The sequence below is a fragment of the Pelomonas sp. KK5 genome, from assembly GCF_001984095.1.
GTDB lineage: Bacteria > Pseudomonadota > Gammaproteobacteria > Burkholderiales > Burkholderiaceae_C > KK5.
Map to the genome: position 1 here is coordinate 16,232 of NZ_LYVQ01000052.1, position 16,920 is coordinate 33,151.

A 16,920-nucleotide genomic window follows, 5' to 3' on the forward strand; every position below is an offset into this window, starting at 1 on the left:
GGCCTGGTGCGTCCGGCTGCGTCAGAACTTGTATTGGCCCGCCAAGGTGAACTTGCGGCCATTGCCGGGGAAGACCCACCACTGGGCATAGGAACTGCTGTAGAAGGTCTTGTCGAAGACGTTGTCGACGTCGAGCGTGAACTTCCACGCCTTGCCAATGGCGTAGCTGCCGATCAGCTTGACCGTCGTGTAGGCCGGCAGCTTGAAGAGGTCGGCCTGCACCACCGGCGCCACGGAGCCCTCGCGTTCCCCGACGTAGTTCAGGCCCACGCCCGCCGTTGCGGCGTTGCCTGCGAGTTTGAAGGACTGCACCAGCAGCAGGTTGGCGCTATGGCGTGGCACGTTGGGCAGTTGGCGGCCGACCAGGCTGACGCCGGTCGCCGCGGCGTTGTCCTGGGTCACCTTCGCGTCGGTGAACGCATAGGCCGCAGACAGCAGCAGGCCCGACGCGATCTCGCCGCCCAGGTCGAACTCGACGCCCTTGCTCTGCACCTCGCCGGCGGGGATGGACGCATTGTTCGGATCCCGCGGGTCGGGCGTCAGCACGTTGTTCTTGGAGATCTTGTAGATCGCCAGCGTGCTGCTGATCTTGCCGTCGGCGGAGTCGTACTTGGCGCCGACCTCGGCGGACTTGCCTTTCTCGGCCGGGAAGGGCTGCTTCTCGAAGCTGACGCCGCTGTTCGGGCGGAAGCTCTTGGAGGCAGTGGCATACAGCGCCACCGTCTTGCTCGGCTGGTAGACGAGGCCGGCACGCGGCGAGGTGGCGCTCAACGTCTGCGCCACGGTCAGGCCGCTGTTGTGATCCAGCAGCGACTGGTCGTATTTGTCATAGCGCACACCCAGCAGCAGCTTCCACTGCGCGGCCAGGTCGATCTGGTCTTGCGCGTAGACCGACTTGGAGCGCTGCTCCTCGTGCGTGGCGGTCAGCGGTGCGGCCGGGAAGGCGGGCGGCGGATTGCCGTAGACGGGGTTGTAGAGGTCGATGTCCTGGCTCGCCAGCCGCCGGACGCGGAACTGCAGGCGGTTGTCGGTGAACTTGTAGCCGTCCACGCCGAACAGCAGGTTGTGCTGCATGCCCGCGCCGCGCACCTTGCCCAGCAGCTCGAAGCGGCCCGATACGTCGAGGGCCGAGTTGTCGCGCGAGCGGCGCTGGCGCACCAGGGTGTGGCCGTCGGTTCGCAGGAAGGTGTAGCCGTCGCCCAGCACGGAGACCTCGGTCGAGATGCCCTTGATCGAGCTCTCGCGGTAGCTGACGCCGGTCTGGATCGACCAGTCGTCGTTGAAGTAGTGCTGCACGAAGAGCTGGTTGCCGGTGGTCTTGGTGACGTGCGGGCCGTCGCCCGGTTCGCCCAGGAAGCGCGAGCGCGGCACGACGCCGAGCTGGCCGTTGATGGCGACGACGCCGCGGTCGAAGGTGGCCTCCTGCTTGGAGTACTCCAGCTCGTAGGAGATGGTCGTGTCCTCGCCCAGCATCCACAGGAAGGACGGCGACACCAGCGTGCGCTCGGACATGACGTGGTCGCGGTAGCTGTCGCCCTTCTCGTGGGCAGCGTTGAGGCGGTAGGCCAGGCTGTCGGAGATGGGGCCGGTCAGGTCGGCCGTCTCGCGGAACGTGGAGTAGCTGCCGCCTGACAGGCCCAGCGTGTACTCGGGCACGAACAGCGGCTTCTTGGTCGTCATGTTGACGGTGCCTCCGGGCTCGCCGCGGCCGTACAGCGCCGAGGCCGGGCCCTTCAGGATTTCCACCGACGCGGTGTTGGCCGAATCGCGCACGCCGTTGTAGCCGCGGCTGTAGTTGAAGCCGTTGACCATGTAGTCGGAGCCGAAGTTGGGGTCGCCGGTGAAGCCGCGCATCGCGTAGCTGTCCCACACGCCGCCGAAGTTGCTCTGCTTGGCGATGCCGCTGCTCAGTTCGAGCGCATCGGCCAGCTTGGTCACGCCGGCATCCTGCAGCACGTCGGCCGAGAGCACGCGTACGCTCTGCGCCATGTCGCGCACCAGCGTGTCGGTCTTCATCGCGCCGGTGGCGGAGAGGTTGCGATAGGGCTGCTTGGTGCCCAGCACCGTCACCGTGCTGAGCTGCGAGGATGATGCGGCGCTGGCCGCGTCCTCCGGCGCCTTCGCCGCATCCTGCGCCCACACGGCAGGACAGCAGGCGAGACATACGGCCGCCGGGATCGCGGCACGGGAAATGCGTCGTTTGGACATCGCGAAGAACTCCTGAAATGTTGTGGTCAAGGATGGGCGGCTGCTTCGCGACGCAGGCCTGGGAAGGGCTGCAGGACCTTGTGCTGAGGGCGGCGCGGCATGGAGGAATTATGAAAATTCGAGCCGCACAAGCACTGCCGTTTGAGGGCCTGTGCACGCAATGTTCGATTGATTTGCCGGACCCTTGCCAGCACGCCATGCTGAATACGGCGAGCTGGTGCGCGGCCAGCGGCTTTGGTGCGCGGACTGCACCGCGATGGGCCATGAAAAACGCCGGCTCTGAGGCCGGCGTCGGGTCGTGGAAGCGGCCTTACCGGCCGCTCAGGTGGTGGGCGGGAACAGCCCTTCGATCGGGTAGTGGGTCTTGATGAACACCGACTTGATGACGATGTAGCTGAAGTACTTTTCGATGCCGATATTGCGTTCCAGCAGGCTCTCGATCACCGACTGGTAGTGGTTCACGCCGCGCGTCGTGAACTTCAGCATGTAGTCGTAGCCGCCGCTGATCAGGTGGCATTCGAGGATCTCCTCGACATCGCGGATCGCCGACTCGAAGCGGATGAAATCCTCTCGGTGATGGTCGGCCAGCGTCACCTCGGTGAAGACGGTGAGCGTGTCGCCCAGCTTCTCCAGCCGCAGCTGCGCGCCATAGCCCGCGATGTAGCCGGCGGTCTCGAGGCGCTTGACGCGGATCAGGCAGGGACTCGGCGACAGGCCGACCGCATCGGCCAGGTCGACATTGGTGATGCGACCGTTGCGCTGCAGCTGGCTCAGGATGCGCAGGTCAAGGCGGTCGAGTTTGAGAGGTCCCACGAAGATGCGTCGCTTGTGAAGTCAGGGGTGGCTTGATTCTGCGTCCAGCCTGCGCGTTATGCCTATTGGGGCTACTTCATAGCCGCGCGCACGTCCGGCGCGGCCAGCACCTCGTCCAGCGTCTTCTTCAGGCGCTGGGCCATCAAGCCGAACTCCGACTCGGTGAAGCACAGGGCCGGCGCGAAGCCGAGGATGTGGTCGCCGAAGGAGCGGAAGACCAGGCCGTTGTCGTAGCCGGACTGGAAGAGGCGATCCGACAGGCCCAGCGCCGGATCGAAGCCGCGCTTCGTCGCCTTGTCGCTGACCAGCTCCAGCGCGCCGAGCAGGCCGCGATGGCGCGAGTCGCCGACCAGCGGATGGTCCAGCAGCCCGTCCAGCACGGCGGCGAAATGCGGGGCCACCGCCTGCCCGTTGGCCAGCAGGCCGCCCTCCTCGTACAGGCGCAGCACTTCCAGTGCCACGGCGGCGCTGACCGGATGGGCCGAATAGGTGGCGCCGTGGCCGATCACCGCACCGGCCGGCGCGCCGTCGGCGATGCCCGCGTAGACCTTCTCGGACAGCAGCGTCGCGCCCATCGGCGCGTAGCCGGCGGTCAGGCCCTTGGCCAGCGTCATCAGGTCGGGCTCGACCCCTTCGGCGGCGCAGGCGAACATCGGCCCGGTGCGGCCGAAGCCGGTGATCACCTCGTCGACGACGAAGAGGATGTCCAGCTCGCGGGCGGCCTCGCTCATGGCCTTCAGCCAACCCGCGGGCGGGATGATCACGCCGCCCGAACCCTGGATGGGTTCGCAGAAGAACGCAGCCACGTTCTCGGCGCCCAGTTCCGCGACCTTGGCGCGCAGCGCCGCCACCGAGGCCGCGATGATCGCCTGCGGGTCCTGGCCGACCGGGCTGCGGTAGGGGTAGGGCGAGGCGATGTAGTGCTGGCTCGGCAGCGGCATGTCGAAGCCGCGGTGGAAGGCCGGCAGGGCGGTCAGCCCCGCACCGACCGAGGACGAGCCGTGGTAGCCGCGCTCCAGCGAGATGAACTGCTTCTTGCTCGGGCGGCCGGTGTTGTTGTAGTACTGGACGATCAGTCGCACCGCGGCATCGATCGCCTCCGAGCCGCCCAGCGTCAGGTAGACGCGTGTCAGCGAGGCCGGGCTCAGCTCGACCAGCCGGGCCGCCAGCCGGATCGCCGGTTCGCTGCCGAAATGGAAGTAGCCGGTGGCATAGGGCAGCTTGCTCATCTGCGCGGCGGCGGCCCGCACGACGCTGTCCTGGCCATAGCCGACATTGACGCACCAGAGCCCGGCGAAGGCATCCAGCAGCCGGTGGCCGGTCGAGTCCGTGAGCCAGGAACCCTGGCCCGATTCGAGCATGCGGACGCCGCGGGCCTCGTGCTGGCGCCAGGGCGCGACAGGGTGGATCAGATGGCTGCGATCGAGGGCGATGAGGGCATCGAGATGGGGATGGGCTTGAGACTGCATGGGTGACAGAACGTCGTCGTGGACATGGCTCAAAGCTTAGGTTCAGCGGCGAAGCGGGTGGTGCCGCAATCGGGGCCGCCGGGGACGCCACGCGGCTGTTCTTTGCGCGCGGACAGCAGAAGATTCTGCGGGCTCAGTAGCCCAGGCGCCTGTCGACCAGGCCATGCAGGGGCTGGCCTGTGGCGTGGCGCCGCAGGTTCTCGATCACGGCCAGCGCGGCGGTCTCCGGCTGGGTCATGCTGGCGATGTGCGGCGTCAGGCTGATCGCCGGGTGGCGCCAGAAGGGATGCTCTGCGGGCAACGGTTCGGGCTCGGTGACGTCGAGCACCGCATGGGCGATGTGCCCCGCATCGAGCGCTGCCAGCAGATCGTGCTGCACCAGCTGCGGCCCGCGGCCGACATGCACGAGGCACGCGCCCTGCGGCAAGGCCGCGAACAGGGAAGCATCGAGGAAGCCGCGCGTGTCCTCGGTCAGCGGCAGCAGGCAGACGAGGATCTGCGTGCCGGCCAGGAAGGCGGGCAGTTCCTCGGGCCCGGCGTGGCAGCGCACTCCGTCGAGCTGGTGCCGCGAGCGGCTCCAGGCCGCGCAGTCGAAGCCGAAGCCGCGCAACTGCTTCAGCACCGCCTGGCCGAGCGAGCCCAGGCCCAGCACGCCGATGCTGCGGCGGGTCGCGGGCTGCACCGGCAGGGCCTGCCAGCGGGCCTCGCACTGCTGGGCCTGGTATCGCGGCATGTCACGATGCAGGCCCAGCACGGCCCAGCAGACGTACTCGACCATGCCCGCGACGATGCCCGGTTCGATCATCCGCACGACCGGCAGATCGGGCGGCAGGGCAGCGAAGTCGAACTGGTCGACGCCGGCGCCGGTCGAGAACAACAGCTCAAGGCGAGGCAGCCGATCGGCCAGGCCTTGCGGGGGCTCCCAGGCCGCCAGGAAGCGCACCGCGCCCGGGTCGCCGATATCGGGCCAGATGCGGAAGTCGATCCCGGGCGCCTCTCGCGCGAACACCTCGGCCCAGATGCGGCCGCGCACCGGGTCGGACTTGTAGACGAAGCTCACTTCAGCCGAGCGCCTGCGTGACCAGCGCGAAGCGCCGGACACCGGCAACGGCCTCCGGCACCGGCCCGCGGATCATCTCGGTCGGGCCGTCCACGCGCAGCAGGTTCAGGGTTTCGAGCCACTCGGTCAGGCCGCTGTCGAAGTCGACGTCGATGCGCACGAACTTGCCGGCATTCATGCCCACGAGGTGAGCGATCAGGGCCTTCGCGCCCTCGGCGTCGGGCGCCACGACGGGGCCGATGACCTGACCCCGGCCGAAGCGGCGCAGCATGGCGAAGCCCTTGGCGTGGTCGTCCTTGTCGAGCACCACCGTATCGGACTGGGCGAGCAGGGCCGTGATCAGCGCCTCGCGCGGCATGCCGCGCGCCTTCGCATCGAGCTGTATCAGCTTGAAGGCATCATGGCTGGTCGACGGCCGCAGGCGCCAACCGGCGCCCAGCGCGACCAGCGGCGCGGAGCCGGCCAAGCCCTGGTGCTGGCGCACCTCGCCGCTGCGGACGAAGCCCAGGCGCTCGTAAAGGCCGCGGCCCTCGGCCGTGGCATGCAGCAGCACCGAGCGGCCCTCCAGGCCTTCGAGCAGGGCCTGCATCAGCCGGTAGCCGATGCGCCGCCCCTGGCAGCGCGGGTCGACGATGACCAGCCCCAGCGTCGCATGCGCCGGGCCCCAGGGCCAGCTCAGTGCGGTGCCTAGCAGTTCGCCATCGCGCTCCGCGACGACGCCGGAGCCGAACTCGAACGCGAACTGCCAGTCCGCCAGCCGATGCGGCCAGCGCACGGCCGTCGACAGGCCGTGCGCCGCCTCCAGGTCGGCGGCAAGCATCGGGCGCAGGACGATGCCGTCGAGAGAAGACGAGCTGCCTGCGGCGTTGTGGGTGTAACTCAAGGGGGCCTCCGGGAACGCAATTCTGGACCGATGGTCGCCAGCTTGGCTGCCGCACGCTAGGACGATCTTGCTGCCGGGGCCGATACCGCAGCTTCGGCTGCGGCGGCCGCCGTACTTGCAACTTTCTGCGTTCCGAGGCCCGCCAAAGCGGGCCACATCGGACGCCAGCCTCTCTAGGATCTGCCCTGTCGATCCGGGCCCGATCCCAGTGCACGAAAAGCGTGCCGGATGCCCGTTCGGCGCCGCTTTGGAGTGCACCGCGGCCCGGGCTTGGCGCATGCCGCAGGCTATGCCGCAGCAGGCGTTTGAAACCACAGTTTCGTGCGTGCCCGCCGCCCAAATCCCTGCATTTCTGTTTGTGTCACATGCTTCAATGAAATCCAGATGACGAGCAGCACGCAGGCCAGTTTGTTCATGAGACCCGAGGATTCAACGAAATGATTTTCCGTCCCAAATTCATCACCTTCGACTGCTACGGCACGCTGACCCGTTTCCGCATGGCCGAGCTGACGCGCGACATCTTCTCCGACCGCATCAAGCCGGAAGAGATGGAACAGTTCATCGCCGACTTCACCGCCTACCGCTTCGACGAAGTGCTGGGCGCATGGAAGCCTTATGTCGACGTGCTGAAGAACTCGATCCGCCGCCTGTGCAAGGCCTGGGGCATTCAGTACTACGACCACGAGGCCCAGCGCTACTACGACGCCGTGCCCACCTGGACCCCGCACGACGACGTGCCCGCCGGTCTGGCGAAGATCGCCAAGGAGATCCCGCTGGTGATCCTCTCCAACGCCTCCGACGATCAGATCCACAAGAACGTGGCCCTGCTCGGCGCGCCCTTCCATCGCGTCTACACCGCCCAGCAGGCCCAGGCCTACAAGCCGCGACTGCAGGCCTTCGAGTTCATGCTCGATTCGCTCAATGCGAATCCGGAGGACCTGCTGCACGTGTCCTCGAGCCTGCGCTACGACCTGATGTCGGCCGACGACATCGGCATCAAGAACAAGGTCTTCGTCAACCGCGGCCATGGCCCGGGCAACCCGGCCTACAACTACGTAGAGATCGCCGACATCGGCGGCCTGCCCGGCGTCGTCGGCCTCTGAACGCGGCAGCAGCAACAGCGATGAAGCTCGACTCCTACTGGACCGATTCGGCGCCGGCCTTCGTGCCCGCTGCGGCGGAGCTGCCGGCGCGGGCCGATGTCGTGATCGTCGGCGCCGGCTTCACCGGCCTGTCGGCCGCGCGCTCGCTGGCCCAGCGGGGCGCCAAGGTGGTCGTGCTGGAAGCCTGCGACCGGGTCGCCAAGGAAGCCTCGGGCCGCAACGGCGGCCATGTCAACAACGGCCTGGCCGTGGACTATGCGGTCGCCGCCGAGCAGTACGGCGTCGAGCAGGCACGGGCCTGGTACCACGAGTTCGACGCGGCCGTGGACAGCGTCGCCCGGCTGGTGAAGGAAGAGCAGATCGACTGCGACTTCCAGCGCAACGGCAAGCTCAAGCTGGCCACCAAGCCCGTGCACTTCGAGGCGCTGGCCCGCGCGCATGAGCGCATGCGGCGCGAGGTCGACTCCGACATCGAGCTGCTCGACGCCACCCGCGTGCGCGACGAGGTCGCCAGCGAGCGCTTCGTCGGCGGCCTGCTGCAGAAGCGCAGCGCGCAGATGCACATGGGCCGCTTCGCCGCGGGCCTCGGCGCGGCCGCGCAGGGCCGCGGCGCGCAGATCCACCTCGGCACGCCGGTGCAGCGGCTGGAGCGGCTGGGCCGGGGCCACGCGCACCGGGTCCATACGCCTCGCGGCGTCGTGGAGGCCCAGCAGGTGCTGGTGGCCACCGGCGCCTGCCTGCATGGTGGCTATGGCACCTTCGGCTGGCTGCGCCGGCGCATCGTCGGCATCGGCAGCTTCATCGTGGTGACCGAGCCGCTCGGCGCCGAGCGCGCGCAGGCCCTGCTGGCCGGGCGCCGCACCTATGTGACGGTGGCCAACATCCACCACTACTTCCGCATGACGCCGGACCATAGGCTGGTGTTCGGCGGGCGCGCCCGCTTCGCCATCTCCAGCCCCACCTCGGACCGCAAGAGCGGGGAGATCCTGCAGCGCGGCCTGGTCGAGATGTTCCCGCAGCTCAAGGACGTGCGCCTCGACTACTGCTGGGGCGGCCTGGTCGACATGAGCCAGGACCGCCTGCCCCACGCGGGCGAGCGGGACGGGCTCTACTACTCGCTGGGCTACAGCGGTCATGGCACGCAGATGTCGGTGCACATGGGCCAGCGCATGGCCGAGACCATGCTTGGCAACGCCGCGGCCAACCCCTGGCGCGACCGGCCCTGGCCGGCCATCCCCGGCCACCTCGGCCCGCCGTGGTTCCTGCCGGCCGTGGGCCTCTACTACCGGCTCAAGGACCAGCTGTCCTGAGCAGCGCCGGTCCGGTCTTCATCATTCAACCGCCTCCACTTCAGCACGCAGGAACAGACGATGAACGAGAACAAGCCACTGCACGAGCTGCTCGGCCCGCAGGACAGCCTGCGCCTGATGGACGCCCTGCGCCGCGGCGCGAGCCGGCGCGACATCCTGGGCATGCTGCTCGCAGGCGGCATGCAGGCGACCCTGGCCGGCGGCCTGGCGGGCGCGGCGCTGTCGGCCCATGCCCAGACGCCGCGCCGCGGCGGGCGCATCCGCGTGGCCGGCGGCACGGCCGCCATCACCGACACGCTCGACCCCGCCAAGATGTCCAACCAGACGGACTACTCGCGCGGCACGATGCTCTACAACGGCCTCACCACGCTGGACGGCAACCTCGCGCCGCAGCCGGCCCTGGCCGAGGAGTTCACGACCAAGGATGCGAAGGTCTGGGTCTTCAAGCTGCGCAAGGGCGTCAGCTTCCATGACGGCAAGGCGCTGAGCCCGGCCGACGTGGTGTTCTCGATCATGCGTCACAAGGATCCCGCCACGGCCTCCAAGGCCAAGATCCTGGCCGACCAGATCGACTCGGTGAAGGTGAGCGGCCCCGGCGAGGTGACGATCACGCTGAGCGCGCCGAATGCCGACCTGCCGGTGATCCTCGGCACCTTCCACTTCCTGATCGTCAAGGACGGCACGACCGACTTCAACGCCGGCATCGGCACCGGCCCGTTCAAGCTGAAGGAGTTCAAGCCCGGCGTCCGCTCGATCGCCGTGCGCAACGAGACCTACTGGAAGCCCGGCAAGCCCTATCTGGACGAGATCGAGTTCGTCGGCATCGGCGACGACGGCGCGCGGGTCAACGCGCTGCTGTCGGGCGACCTCGACCTGGCCGCCTCGATCAACCCGCGCGCCGTGGCGCGCGTGAAGAGCACGCCTGGCTACGCGATCTTCAGCACGCAGTCCGGCCAGTACTCGAGCCTGATCATGCGCAAGGACCTGGGGCCCGGCGCCAACCCGGATTTCGTGCTGGGCATGAAGTACCTGCTCGACCGCGAGCAGATGCGCAAGTCGGTGGCACTGGGCAATGCCGTCATCGGCAACGACCAGCCGATCGACCCGACCAACCGCTTCCACTTCGCCGGCCTGCCGCAGCGGCCCTTCGATCCCGAGAAGGCGAAGTTCCACCTGAAGAAGGCCAATGTGGGCGGCGCCAAGATCCCGGTCGTGGTGTCGCCGGCCGCCACCTACTCGATCGAGATCGCGCTGGTGATGCAGCAGAGCGCGCAGCGCCTGGGCGTCAACCTCGACCTCAAGCGCATGCCGGCCGACGGCTACTGGTCCAACCACTGGCTCAACAGCCCGGTGGGCTTCGGCAACGTCAACCCGCGGCCGAGCGCCGACTCGCTGCTGACGCTGTTCTTCAAGTCCGATGCGCCGTGGAACGAGTCGCGCTGGAAGGATGCGAAGTTCGACCAGCTGCTGGTGGCCGCCCGCGGCGAGACCGACCTGGCCAAGCGCAAGCAGATGTACGCGGACATGCAGACCATGATCCACGACGACGCCGGCATCGGCATCCCGCTGTTCCTGGCCAGCATCGACGGCCACAGCAGCAAGCTCAAGGGCCTGGCGCCGATCCCGCTGGGCGGCCTGATGGGCTACTCCTTCGCCGAGCACGTCTGGCTGGACGCCTGAGCCGAGGAACGCGCCGCACCATGAACCTGCTGATCCTGCGCCTGATCGTCAACCGCCTGCTGCTCGCCGCGGTGTCGCTGCTGGTCGTCTCGATGGTGGTCTTCGCCATCACGGCCCTGTTGCCCGGCGACGCGGCCGAGGCCCAGCTGGGCCAGGAGGCCACCCGGGAGTCGCTGGCCGCGCTGCGCGAGCAGATGGGCCTGAACGTGCCGGCGCCGCTGCGCTACTGGCACTGGCTGAGCGGCCTCGTGAGCGGCAATCCCGGCCTGTCGGCCGTGACCGGCCTGCCGGTCGCCGACATGTTGGCCAGCCGCCTGCCGAACTCGCTGCTGCTGGCCGGCATCACGGCCGCCATCTCGGTGCCCTTCGCGCTGGGCCTGGGCATCGCCTCGGCGATGTGGCGGGGCTCCTGGTTCGACCGCATGGCCAGCTCCGGCGCCGTGGCCATCGTCTCGGTGCCCGAGTTCCTGGTGGCGACGCTGGCCGTGCTGGTCTTCGCGGTGCAGCTGCACTGGCTGCCCGCGCTGTCCTACAGCAGCAGCGTCGATTCGCTCGGGCAGATGATGCGGGCCTTCGCGATGCCGGTGCTGAGCCTGTGCTGCGTCACCGTCGCGCAGATGATGCGCATGACCCGTGCGGCCGTCGTCGACCAGCTGAAGGCGCCGTACATCGAGATGGTGCGGCTCAAGGGTGCCTCGCCGACCCGCATGGTGCTGGCCCATGCGCTGCCCAACGCGATCGGCCCGATCGCCAATGCGGTGGCGCTGTCGCTGTCCTACCTGCTCGGCGGCGTCATCATCGTCGAGACGATCTTCAACTACCCCGGCATCGCCACGCTGATGGTCGATGGCGTGTCGCAGCGCGACATGCCGCTGGTACAGACCTGCGCGATGCTGTTCTGCGCCGTCTACCTGTTGCTGGTCACGCTGGCCGACCTGTGCAGCATCGTCGCCAATCCGCGCCTGCGCCACCGCTGATCGATCGAGGCTCGTTCACCATGTCCCCTTCCAACATCCCCGTCGTCCCGCGGCTGCGGCGCCGACTGCCCGCGATGTCCTGGCCCGGCCTGCTCGGCCTGCTGGTCCTGGCCCTGTGGATCCTGGCCGCCGTCTTCGGCCCGATGCTGATGTCGCAGGACGGCGCGGACATGGGCAATGCCGACGTGTTCGCACCCGCCAGCGCCGCGCACTGGTTCGGCACCGACTACCTCGGCCGTGACATGCTGGCCCGGGTCGTCCAGGGCGCGCGCTACACGGTCGGCATCGCGCTGCTGGCCACGCTGATCGCCAGCGGCACGGGCACGCTGCTGGCCCTGCTGGCCGCCGCCAGCGCGCCCTGGCTGGACGCGAGCCTGAGCCGCTCGATCGACACGCTGACCTCGATCCCCTCCAAGATGCTGGCGCTGATCATGGTCGCCGCCTTCGGCTCCTCGCTGCCGATGCTGATCCTGACGGCGGCGCTGATCTACGTGCCCGGCGCCTTCCGCATCGCGCGCTCGCTGGCCGTCAACATCAACGCGATGGACTACGTCGTCGTGGCCCGCACGCGCGGCGAGGGCACGCTCTACATCATGCTCAACGAGATCCTGCCCAACATCATCAACCCGATGCTGGCCGACCTGGGCCTGCGCTTCGTCTACGTCGTGCTGCTGCTGGCCTCGCTGAGCTTCCTCGGCCTTGGCGTGCAGCCGCCGGATGCCGACTGGGGCTCGCTGGTGCGCGAGAACATCGGCGCGCTGCCGATGGGCGGCGCGGCCATCGTCACGCCGGCGCTGGCCATCGCCAGCCTGACCATCGCGGTCAACCTGCTGATCGACAACCTGCCGGGCCGCGCCGCCCGCGACGGAGGCCTCCGCTGATGGGCGCGCATGTCAAGGTCCGGGGCCTGAAGATCGTCGCCGGCGAGCACACGATCGTCGACGAGCTGAACTTCGAGATCGCGCCGGGCGAGGTGCTGGCGCTGATCGGCGAATCCGGCTCCGGCAAGACGACCACCGCGCTGGCGCTGATGGGCTATGCCCGCCACGGCTGCCGCATCGCCGGCGGCACCATCCATATCGGCGAGACCGAGGTGCTGGGCCTCGGCGAGGCGCAGCAGCGCGCGCTGCGGGGCCGCCGCGTCGCCTACATCGCGCAGAGCGCGGCCGCCTCGTTCAACCCCTCGCGCACGATCATGGACCAGGTCGTCGAGCCGGCCATGATCCACCGTACGCTGGAGCGTGCCGCCGCCGAGGCCAAGGCCGTCGCGCTGTTCACCGAGCTGGCGCTGCCGAACCCACACACCATCGGTGCCCGCTATCCGCACCAGGTCTCCGGCGGCCAGCTGCAGCGTCTGATGGCGGCGATGGCGCTGATCACCGATCCCGATCTGGTCATCCTCGACGAGCCGACGACGGCGCTCGACGTGACCACGCAGATCGAGGTGCTGCGCGCCTTCCGCCGCGTCGTGCGGGAGCGGGGCACGACCGCCGTCTACGTCAGCCATGACCTGGCCGTGGTGGCGCAGATGGCCGACCACATCCTGGTGCTGCGCGACGGCTCGATGCGCGAACTCGGCGCCACCGCGCAGATCCTCGCCGCGCCGGTGCACGACTACACGCAGAGCCTGTTGGCGGCCGCGCAGCCGAAGCAGCGCGAGGCCGGCTGCAGTTCCTCGGCCCGCGCGGACGCCGCCCCGCTGCTGGAGGTGAAGTCGCTGTCGGCCGGCTACGGCGCGCTCGACCGGCAGGGCAGGCCGGCGGTGCTGATCCTGGAGGACATCAACCTGAAGCTGTACCGCGGCCAGGCCATCGGTGTGATCGGCGAATCGGGCTCGGGCAAGACCACGCTGGCCCGCGCCATCGCCGGCCTGATCGCGCCCTGCGCGGGGCAGATGCTGTTCGACGGCAAGCCGCTGCCGACCACGCTGGCCGGCCGCAGCAAGGACGAGCTGCGCCGCGTGCAGATCGTCTTCCAGATGGCGGACACGGCGCTGAATCCCTCGCAGACGATCGAGCGCATCCTGGCGCGGCCGCTGCAGTTCTACCGCGGCCTGAGCGGCCCGGCACTGCAGCGCCGGATCGGCGAGCTGCTCGACCTGGTCAAGCTGCCGCGCAGCGTCGCCGGCCGCCTGCCGGGCGGCCTGTCGGGCGGCCAGAAGCAGCGCGTCAACCTCGCGCGGGCGCTGGCGGCCGAGCCCGAGCTGATCCTCTGCGACGAGGTGACCTCGGCGCTGGACACGGTGGTCGGCGCGGCCGTGCTGGACCTGATCGCGGAGCTGCGGCGCGAGCTGGGCCTGTCCTACCTCTTCATCAGCCACGACCTGCACACGGTGCGTTCCGTCTGCGACGAGATCGTCGTGATGCAGCACGGCCGCAAGCTGGCCCAGGTCGCCCGCGCCGACTACGAGCGCGGCCCGCACCACCCTTACTACGAGCTGCTGGCGCGCTCGGTGCCCGAGCTGCGCCAGGGCTGGCTCGACGACCAGACCACGGCCACTGCGGCCTGACCGAAGGAACCCACCATGAGCAAGACATACAGGATCGCCACGATTCCCGGCGACGGCATCGGCAAGGAAGTGATGCCCGAGGCGCTGCGCGTGCTGAAGGTCGCCGCCCGGCGCTTCGACATCGACCTCGAGCTGACGCCGATCGAATGGGCCAGCTGCGACTACTACGCCTCGGCCGGCCAGATGATGCCGGACGACTGGAAGGCGCAGCTGCAGGGCCAGGACGCGATCCTGTTCGGCGCGGTCGGCTGGCCGGCGACCGTGCCCGACCACATCTCGCTGTGGGGCTCACTGCTGAAGTTCCGCCGCGAGTTCGACCAGTACATCAACCTGCGCCCGGTGCGCCTGTTCGATGGCGTGCCTTGCCCGCTGGCCGGCCGCAAGCCGGGCGACATCGACTACTTCGTCGTGCGCGAGAACACCGAGGGCGAGTACACGAATCTCGGCGGCACGATGTACCCCGGCACCGAGCGCGAGATCGTGATCCAGGAGTCGGTGTTCTCCCGCTTCGGCAGCGACCGGGTGCTCAAGTTCGCCTACGAGCTCGCGCAGAGCCGGCCCCGCAAGCACCTGACCGTCGCCACCAAGAGCAACGGCATCGCGCTCAGCATGCCCTGGTGGGACAGCCGGGCGGACGCCGTCGGCCAGGGCTACCCGGAGGTCGCGGTCGACAAGCAGCACATCGACATCCTCAGTGCCCGCTTCGTCCTGCAGCCGAACCGCTTCGACGTGGTCGTGGCCACCAACCTGTTCGGGGACATCCTGTCCGACCTCGGGCCCGCCACCACCGGCACGATCGGCCTGGCACCGTCGGCCAACCTCAATCCCGAGCGCAGCTTCCCCTCGCTGTTCGAGCCGGTGCACGGCTCGGCGCCGGACATCTACGGCCGCAACATCGCCAACCCGGTGGCGATGATCTGGTCCGCCGCGCTGATGCTGGACTTCCTGGGCGAGCGCGAGGCGCACGACGCCATCCTCTCGGCCATCGAGACCGTGCTGCGCGAGGGCCCGCGCACCGGCGACCTCGGCGGCACCGCCTCGACCACCGAGCTCGGCGAGGCGATCGCCGCGCTGGTCGCCGGCGCATGACCTGACCCCCTCGACAGAGACCCACCATGCCGCTGAGCCTGACCCGCGCCGACCTGCAGCGCACGCAGAACTTCATCAACGCCCGCTGGAGCGACGCCGCTGATGGCCGCCGGCTGCCGGTCAGCGATCCCGCCTCCGACGCGGTCTTCGCCGAGGTGCCCGACAGCGGCGCCGCCGATGCGCGGGCCGCCGTCGATGCCGCGCAGGCGGCGCTGCCGGCCTGGCGCGCCACCCCGGCCAAGCAGCGCGCCCAGCTGCTCAAGCGCTGGCACGCCCTCATCCTGGCCCACCAGGAAGACCTGGGCCGCCTGATCTCCCGCGAGCAGGGCAAGCCGCTGGCGGAAGGTCGCGGCGAGGTGCTCTATGCGGCCAGCTACGTCGAATGGTTCGCCGAGGAGGCCACCCGCGCCTACGGGGACGTGATTCCCGAGCCGGTGCGCGGGCGCAAGATGCTGGTGGTCAAGGAGCCGGTCGGCGTGGTCGCCGCGATCACGCCCTGGAACTTCCCGGCGGCCATGATTGCCCGCAAGATCGCGCCGGCGCTGGCCGCCGGCTGCACCGTCGTCGCCAAGCCGGCCGAGGACACGCCGCTGACTTCCCTGGCCCTGACCCGGCTGGCCGAGGAGGCGGGCCTGCCGGCGGGCGTGCTGAACATGGTCGTGGCCTCGCGCGAGCGGGCCGCCGAGGTGGTCGATGTCTGGTTGGCCGACGGCCGCGTGCGCAAGATCACCTTCACCGGCTCCACGCCGGTCGGCAAGCACCTCGCGCGCGAGTCGGCCGGCACGCTGAAGAAGCTCTCGCTGGAACTCGGCGGCAACGCGCCCTTCATCGTCTTCGACGATGCCGACATCGATGCCGCGGTCGAGGGACTGATGGCGGCGAAGTTCCGCAACGGCGGGCAGACCTGCGTCTGCCCCAACCGCGTCTTCGTGCAGCGCGGCGTGCATGACCTGTTCGTCGAGAAGCTGGCGCTCCGCGTGGCGGCGCTGGTGGTCGGCCCGGCCAGCGCGCCGGGCTCGCAGATCGGCCCGATGATCAACGGCCGCGCGGTCGACAAGATCGAACGGCATGTCGCCGATGCGGTGTCCCGCGGGGCCTCCATCGTGGTCGGCGGCCGGCGGCTGCGGTCCGACAGCTGCGACGGGCCGAACTACTACGCGCCGACGGTGCTGACCGGCGCCGACGCCTCGATGGCCTGCTCCCTCGAGGAGACCTTCGGCCCGGTCGTGCCGATCACCCGCTTCGACAGCGAGGCCGAGGTGATCGCCGCCGCCAACGACACGCCGTTCGGACTGGCCGCCTACTTCTATTCGCGCGACATCGCCCGCGTCTGGCGCGTCAGCGATGCGCTGGAGACCGGCATCGTCGGCATCAACGAAGGCGCGCTGGCGGCAGAGGCCGCGCCCTTCGGTGGCATCAAGGAATCGGGCTACGGCCGCGAAGGTTCGCGCTACGGGCTCGACGACTACATGCAGACCAAGTACCTTTGCCAGGGCCTGAACCTGGGCGCCGCAGCATGAATTTCGCGCAGGGCAAGCCCGGGTCCTCGCGGCTGAGCGGTTTCGGCGTGGTGGTGGCGATCCACGTCATCATCATCTGGGGCCTCGCCAGCGGCCTGGCCCGCAAGGCGATGGAAAAGGTCGTCGGCCCGATCGAGACCCGCGTGATCGAGGAGAAGGTCAAGCCGCCGCCACCGCCCGAGAAGGTCGTGCCGCCGCCACCCGACATCAAGGCCCCGCCGCCGCCGTACGTGCCGCCGCCGGAGTTCGTCGTCACCGCACCGCCGCCGCCGGTTGCGATCCAGGCCCCGACCACGCAG

The 16,920-nt window shown here is 69.2% G+C and carries 14 protein-coding genes and 1 pseudogene; 9 read left to right on the forward strand and 6 right to left on the reverse strand.

The window, feature by feature from the left end; genetic code table 11:
- Positions 1-21: 21 nt before the first annotated feature.
- The 6 genes from B0W88_RS10525 to B0W88_RS35100 all read right to left on the reverse strand — a co-directional run bounded on the left by B0W88_RS10525 (position 22) and on the right by B0W88_RS35100 (position 6,849).
- Positions 22-2,208 carry a TonB-dependent siderophore receptor gene (locus tag B0W88_RS10525; protein WP_077034614.1) on the reverse strand — a complete coding sequence of 729 codons (2,187 nt, stop codon included), beginning with the start codon at positions 2,206-2,208 and terminating at the stop codon, positions 22-24.
- A gap of 321 nt (positions 2,209-2,529) precedes the next feature.
- Entirely contained in the window at positions 2,530-3,021 is a 492-nt protein-coding gene (locus tag B0W88_RS10530) for an Lrp/AsnC family transcriptional regulator (RefSeq protein WP_077034615.1), read from the reverse strand.
- Positions 3,022-3,092: 71 nt separating this feature from the next.
- Positions 3,093-4,490 carry an aspartate aminotransferase family protein gene (locus B0W88_RS10535; RefSeq protein WP_077034616.1) on the reverse strand — a complete coding sequence of 466 codons (1,398 nt, stop codon included), beginning with the start codon at positions 4,488-4,490 and terminating at the stop codon, positions 3,093-3,095.
- Between the two features lie 133 nt (positions 4,491-4,623).
- Positions 4,624-5,550, reverse strand: coding sequence for a glyoxylate/hydroxypyruvate reductase A (locus tag B0W88_RS10540; protein WP_077034617.1), 927 nt, complete (start codon positions 5,548-5,550; stop codon positions 4,624-4,626).
- Position 5,551: 1 nt separating this feature from the next.
- A complete protein-coding gene (locus B0W88_RS10545) occupies positions 5,552-6,370 on the reverse strand; it encodes a GNAT family N-acetyltransferase (protein WP_083748704.1) in 819 nt (272 codons plus the stop codon).
- A 350-nt stretch (positions 6,371-6,720) separates the two neighbouring features.
- A complete protein-coding gene (locus B0W88_RS35100; RefSeq protein WP_255378651.1) occupies positions 6,721-6,849 on the reverse strand; it encodes a hypothetical protein in 129 nt (42 codons plus the stop codon).
- 21 nt (positions 6,850-6,870) lie between these two features.
- Between B0W88_RS35100 and B0W88_RS10550 the strand changes: the two genes are divergently transcribed.
- From B0W88_RS10550 to B0W88_RS10590, 9 genes and pseudogenes are all read left to right on the forward strand, one after another.
- Positions 6,871-7,536, forward strand: a complete 666-nt coding sequence (locus B0W88_RS10550; protein ID WP_077034619.1) for a haloacid dehalogenase type II — start codon at positions 6,871-6,873, stop codon at positions 7,534-7,536.
- Between the two features lie 20 nt (positions 7,537-7,556).
- Positions 7,557-8,846, forward strand: a complete 1,290-nt coding sequence (locus B0W88_RS10555; protein WP_077034620.1) for an FAD-binding oxidoreductase — start codon at positions 7,557-7,559, stop codon at positions 8,844-8,846.
- A 60-nt stretch (positions 8,847-8,906) separates the two neighbouring features.
- Entirely contained in the window at positions 8,907-10,526 is a 1,620-nt protein-coding gene (locus B0W88_RS10560; protein ID WP_077034621.1) for an ABC transporter substrate-binding protein, read from the forward strand.
- Positions 10,527-10,546: 20 nt separating this feature from the next.
- Positions 10,547-11,503 (forward strand): ABC transporter permease, encoded by a 957-nt coding sequence (locus B0W88_RS10565; RefSeq protein WP_077034622.1) that lies wholly within the window; start codon positions 10,547-10,549, stop codon positions 11,501-11,503.
- Between the two features lie 20 nt (positions 11,504-11,523).
- A complete protein-coding gene (locus B0W88_RS10570) occupies positions 11,524-12,384 on the forward strand; it encodes an ABC transporter permease (RefSeq protein WP_083748705.1) in 861 nt (286 codons plus the stop codon).
- The gene (locus B0W88_RS10575; protein ID WP_077034623.1) at positions 12,384-14,012 is read left to right on the forward strand and encodes an ABC transporter ATP-binding protein; all 1,629 of its coding nucleotides are present in this window, start codon (positions 12,384-12,386) and stop codon (positions 14,010-14,012) included. Before B0W88_RS10570 ends, B0W88_RS10575 begins: the two co-directional genes overlap by 1 nt.
- A gap of 15 nt (positions 14,013-14,027) precedes the next feature.
- Complete coding sequence (locus tag B0W88_RS10580) at positions 14,028-15,101, forward strand: tartrate dehydrogenase (RefSeq protein WP_077034624.1); 1,074 nt, start codon at positions 14,028-14,030, stop codon at positions 15,099-15,101.
- 26 nt (positions 15,102-15,127) lie between these two features.
- The gene (locus B0W88_RS10585; RefSeq protein WP_077034625.1) at positions 15,128-16,621 is read left to right on the forward strand and encodes an NAD-dependent succinate-semialdehyde dehydrogenase; all 1,494 of its coding nucleotides are present in this window, start codon (positions 15,128-15,130) and stop codon (positions 16,619-16,621) included.
- A pseudogene (locus B0W88_RS10590) lies at positions 16,618-16,920 on the forward strand (energy transducer TonB); the annotation flags it as partial. The gene B0W88_RS10585 and the pseudogene B0W88_RS10590, both read left to right, overlap by 4 nt.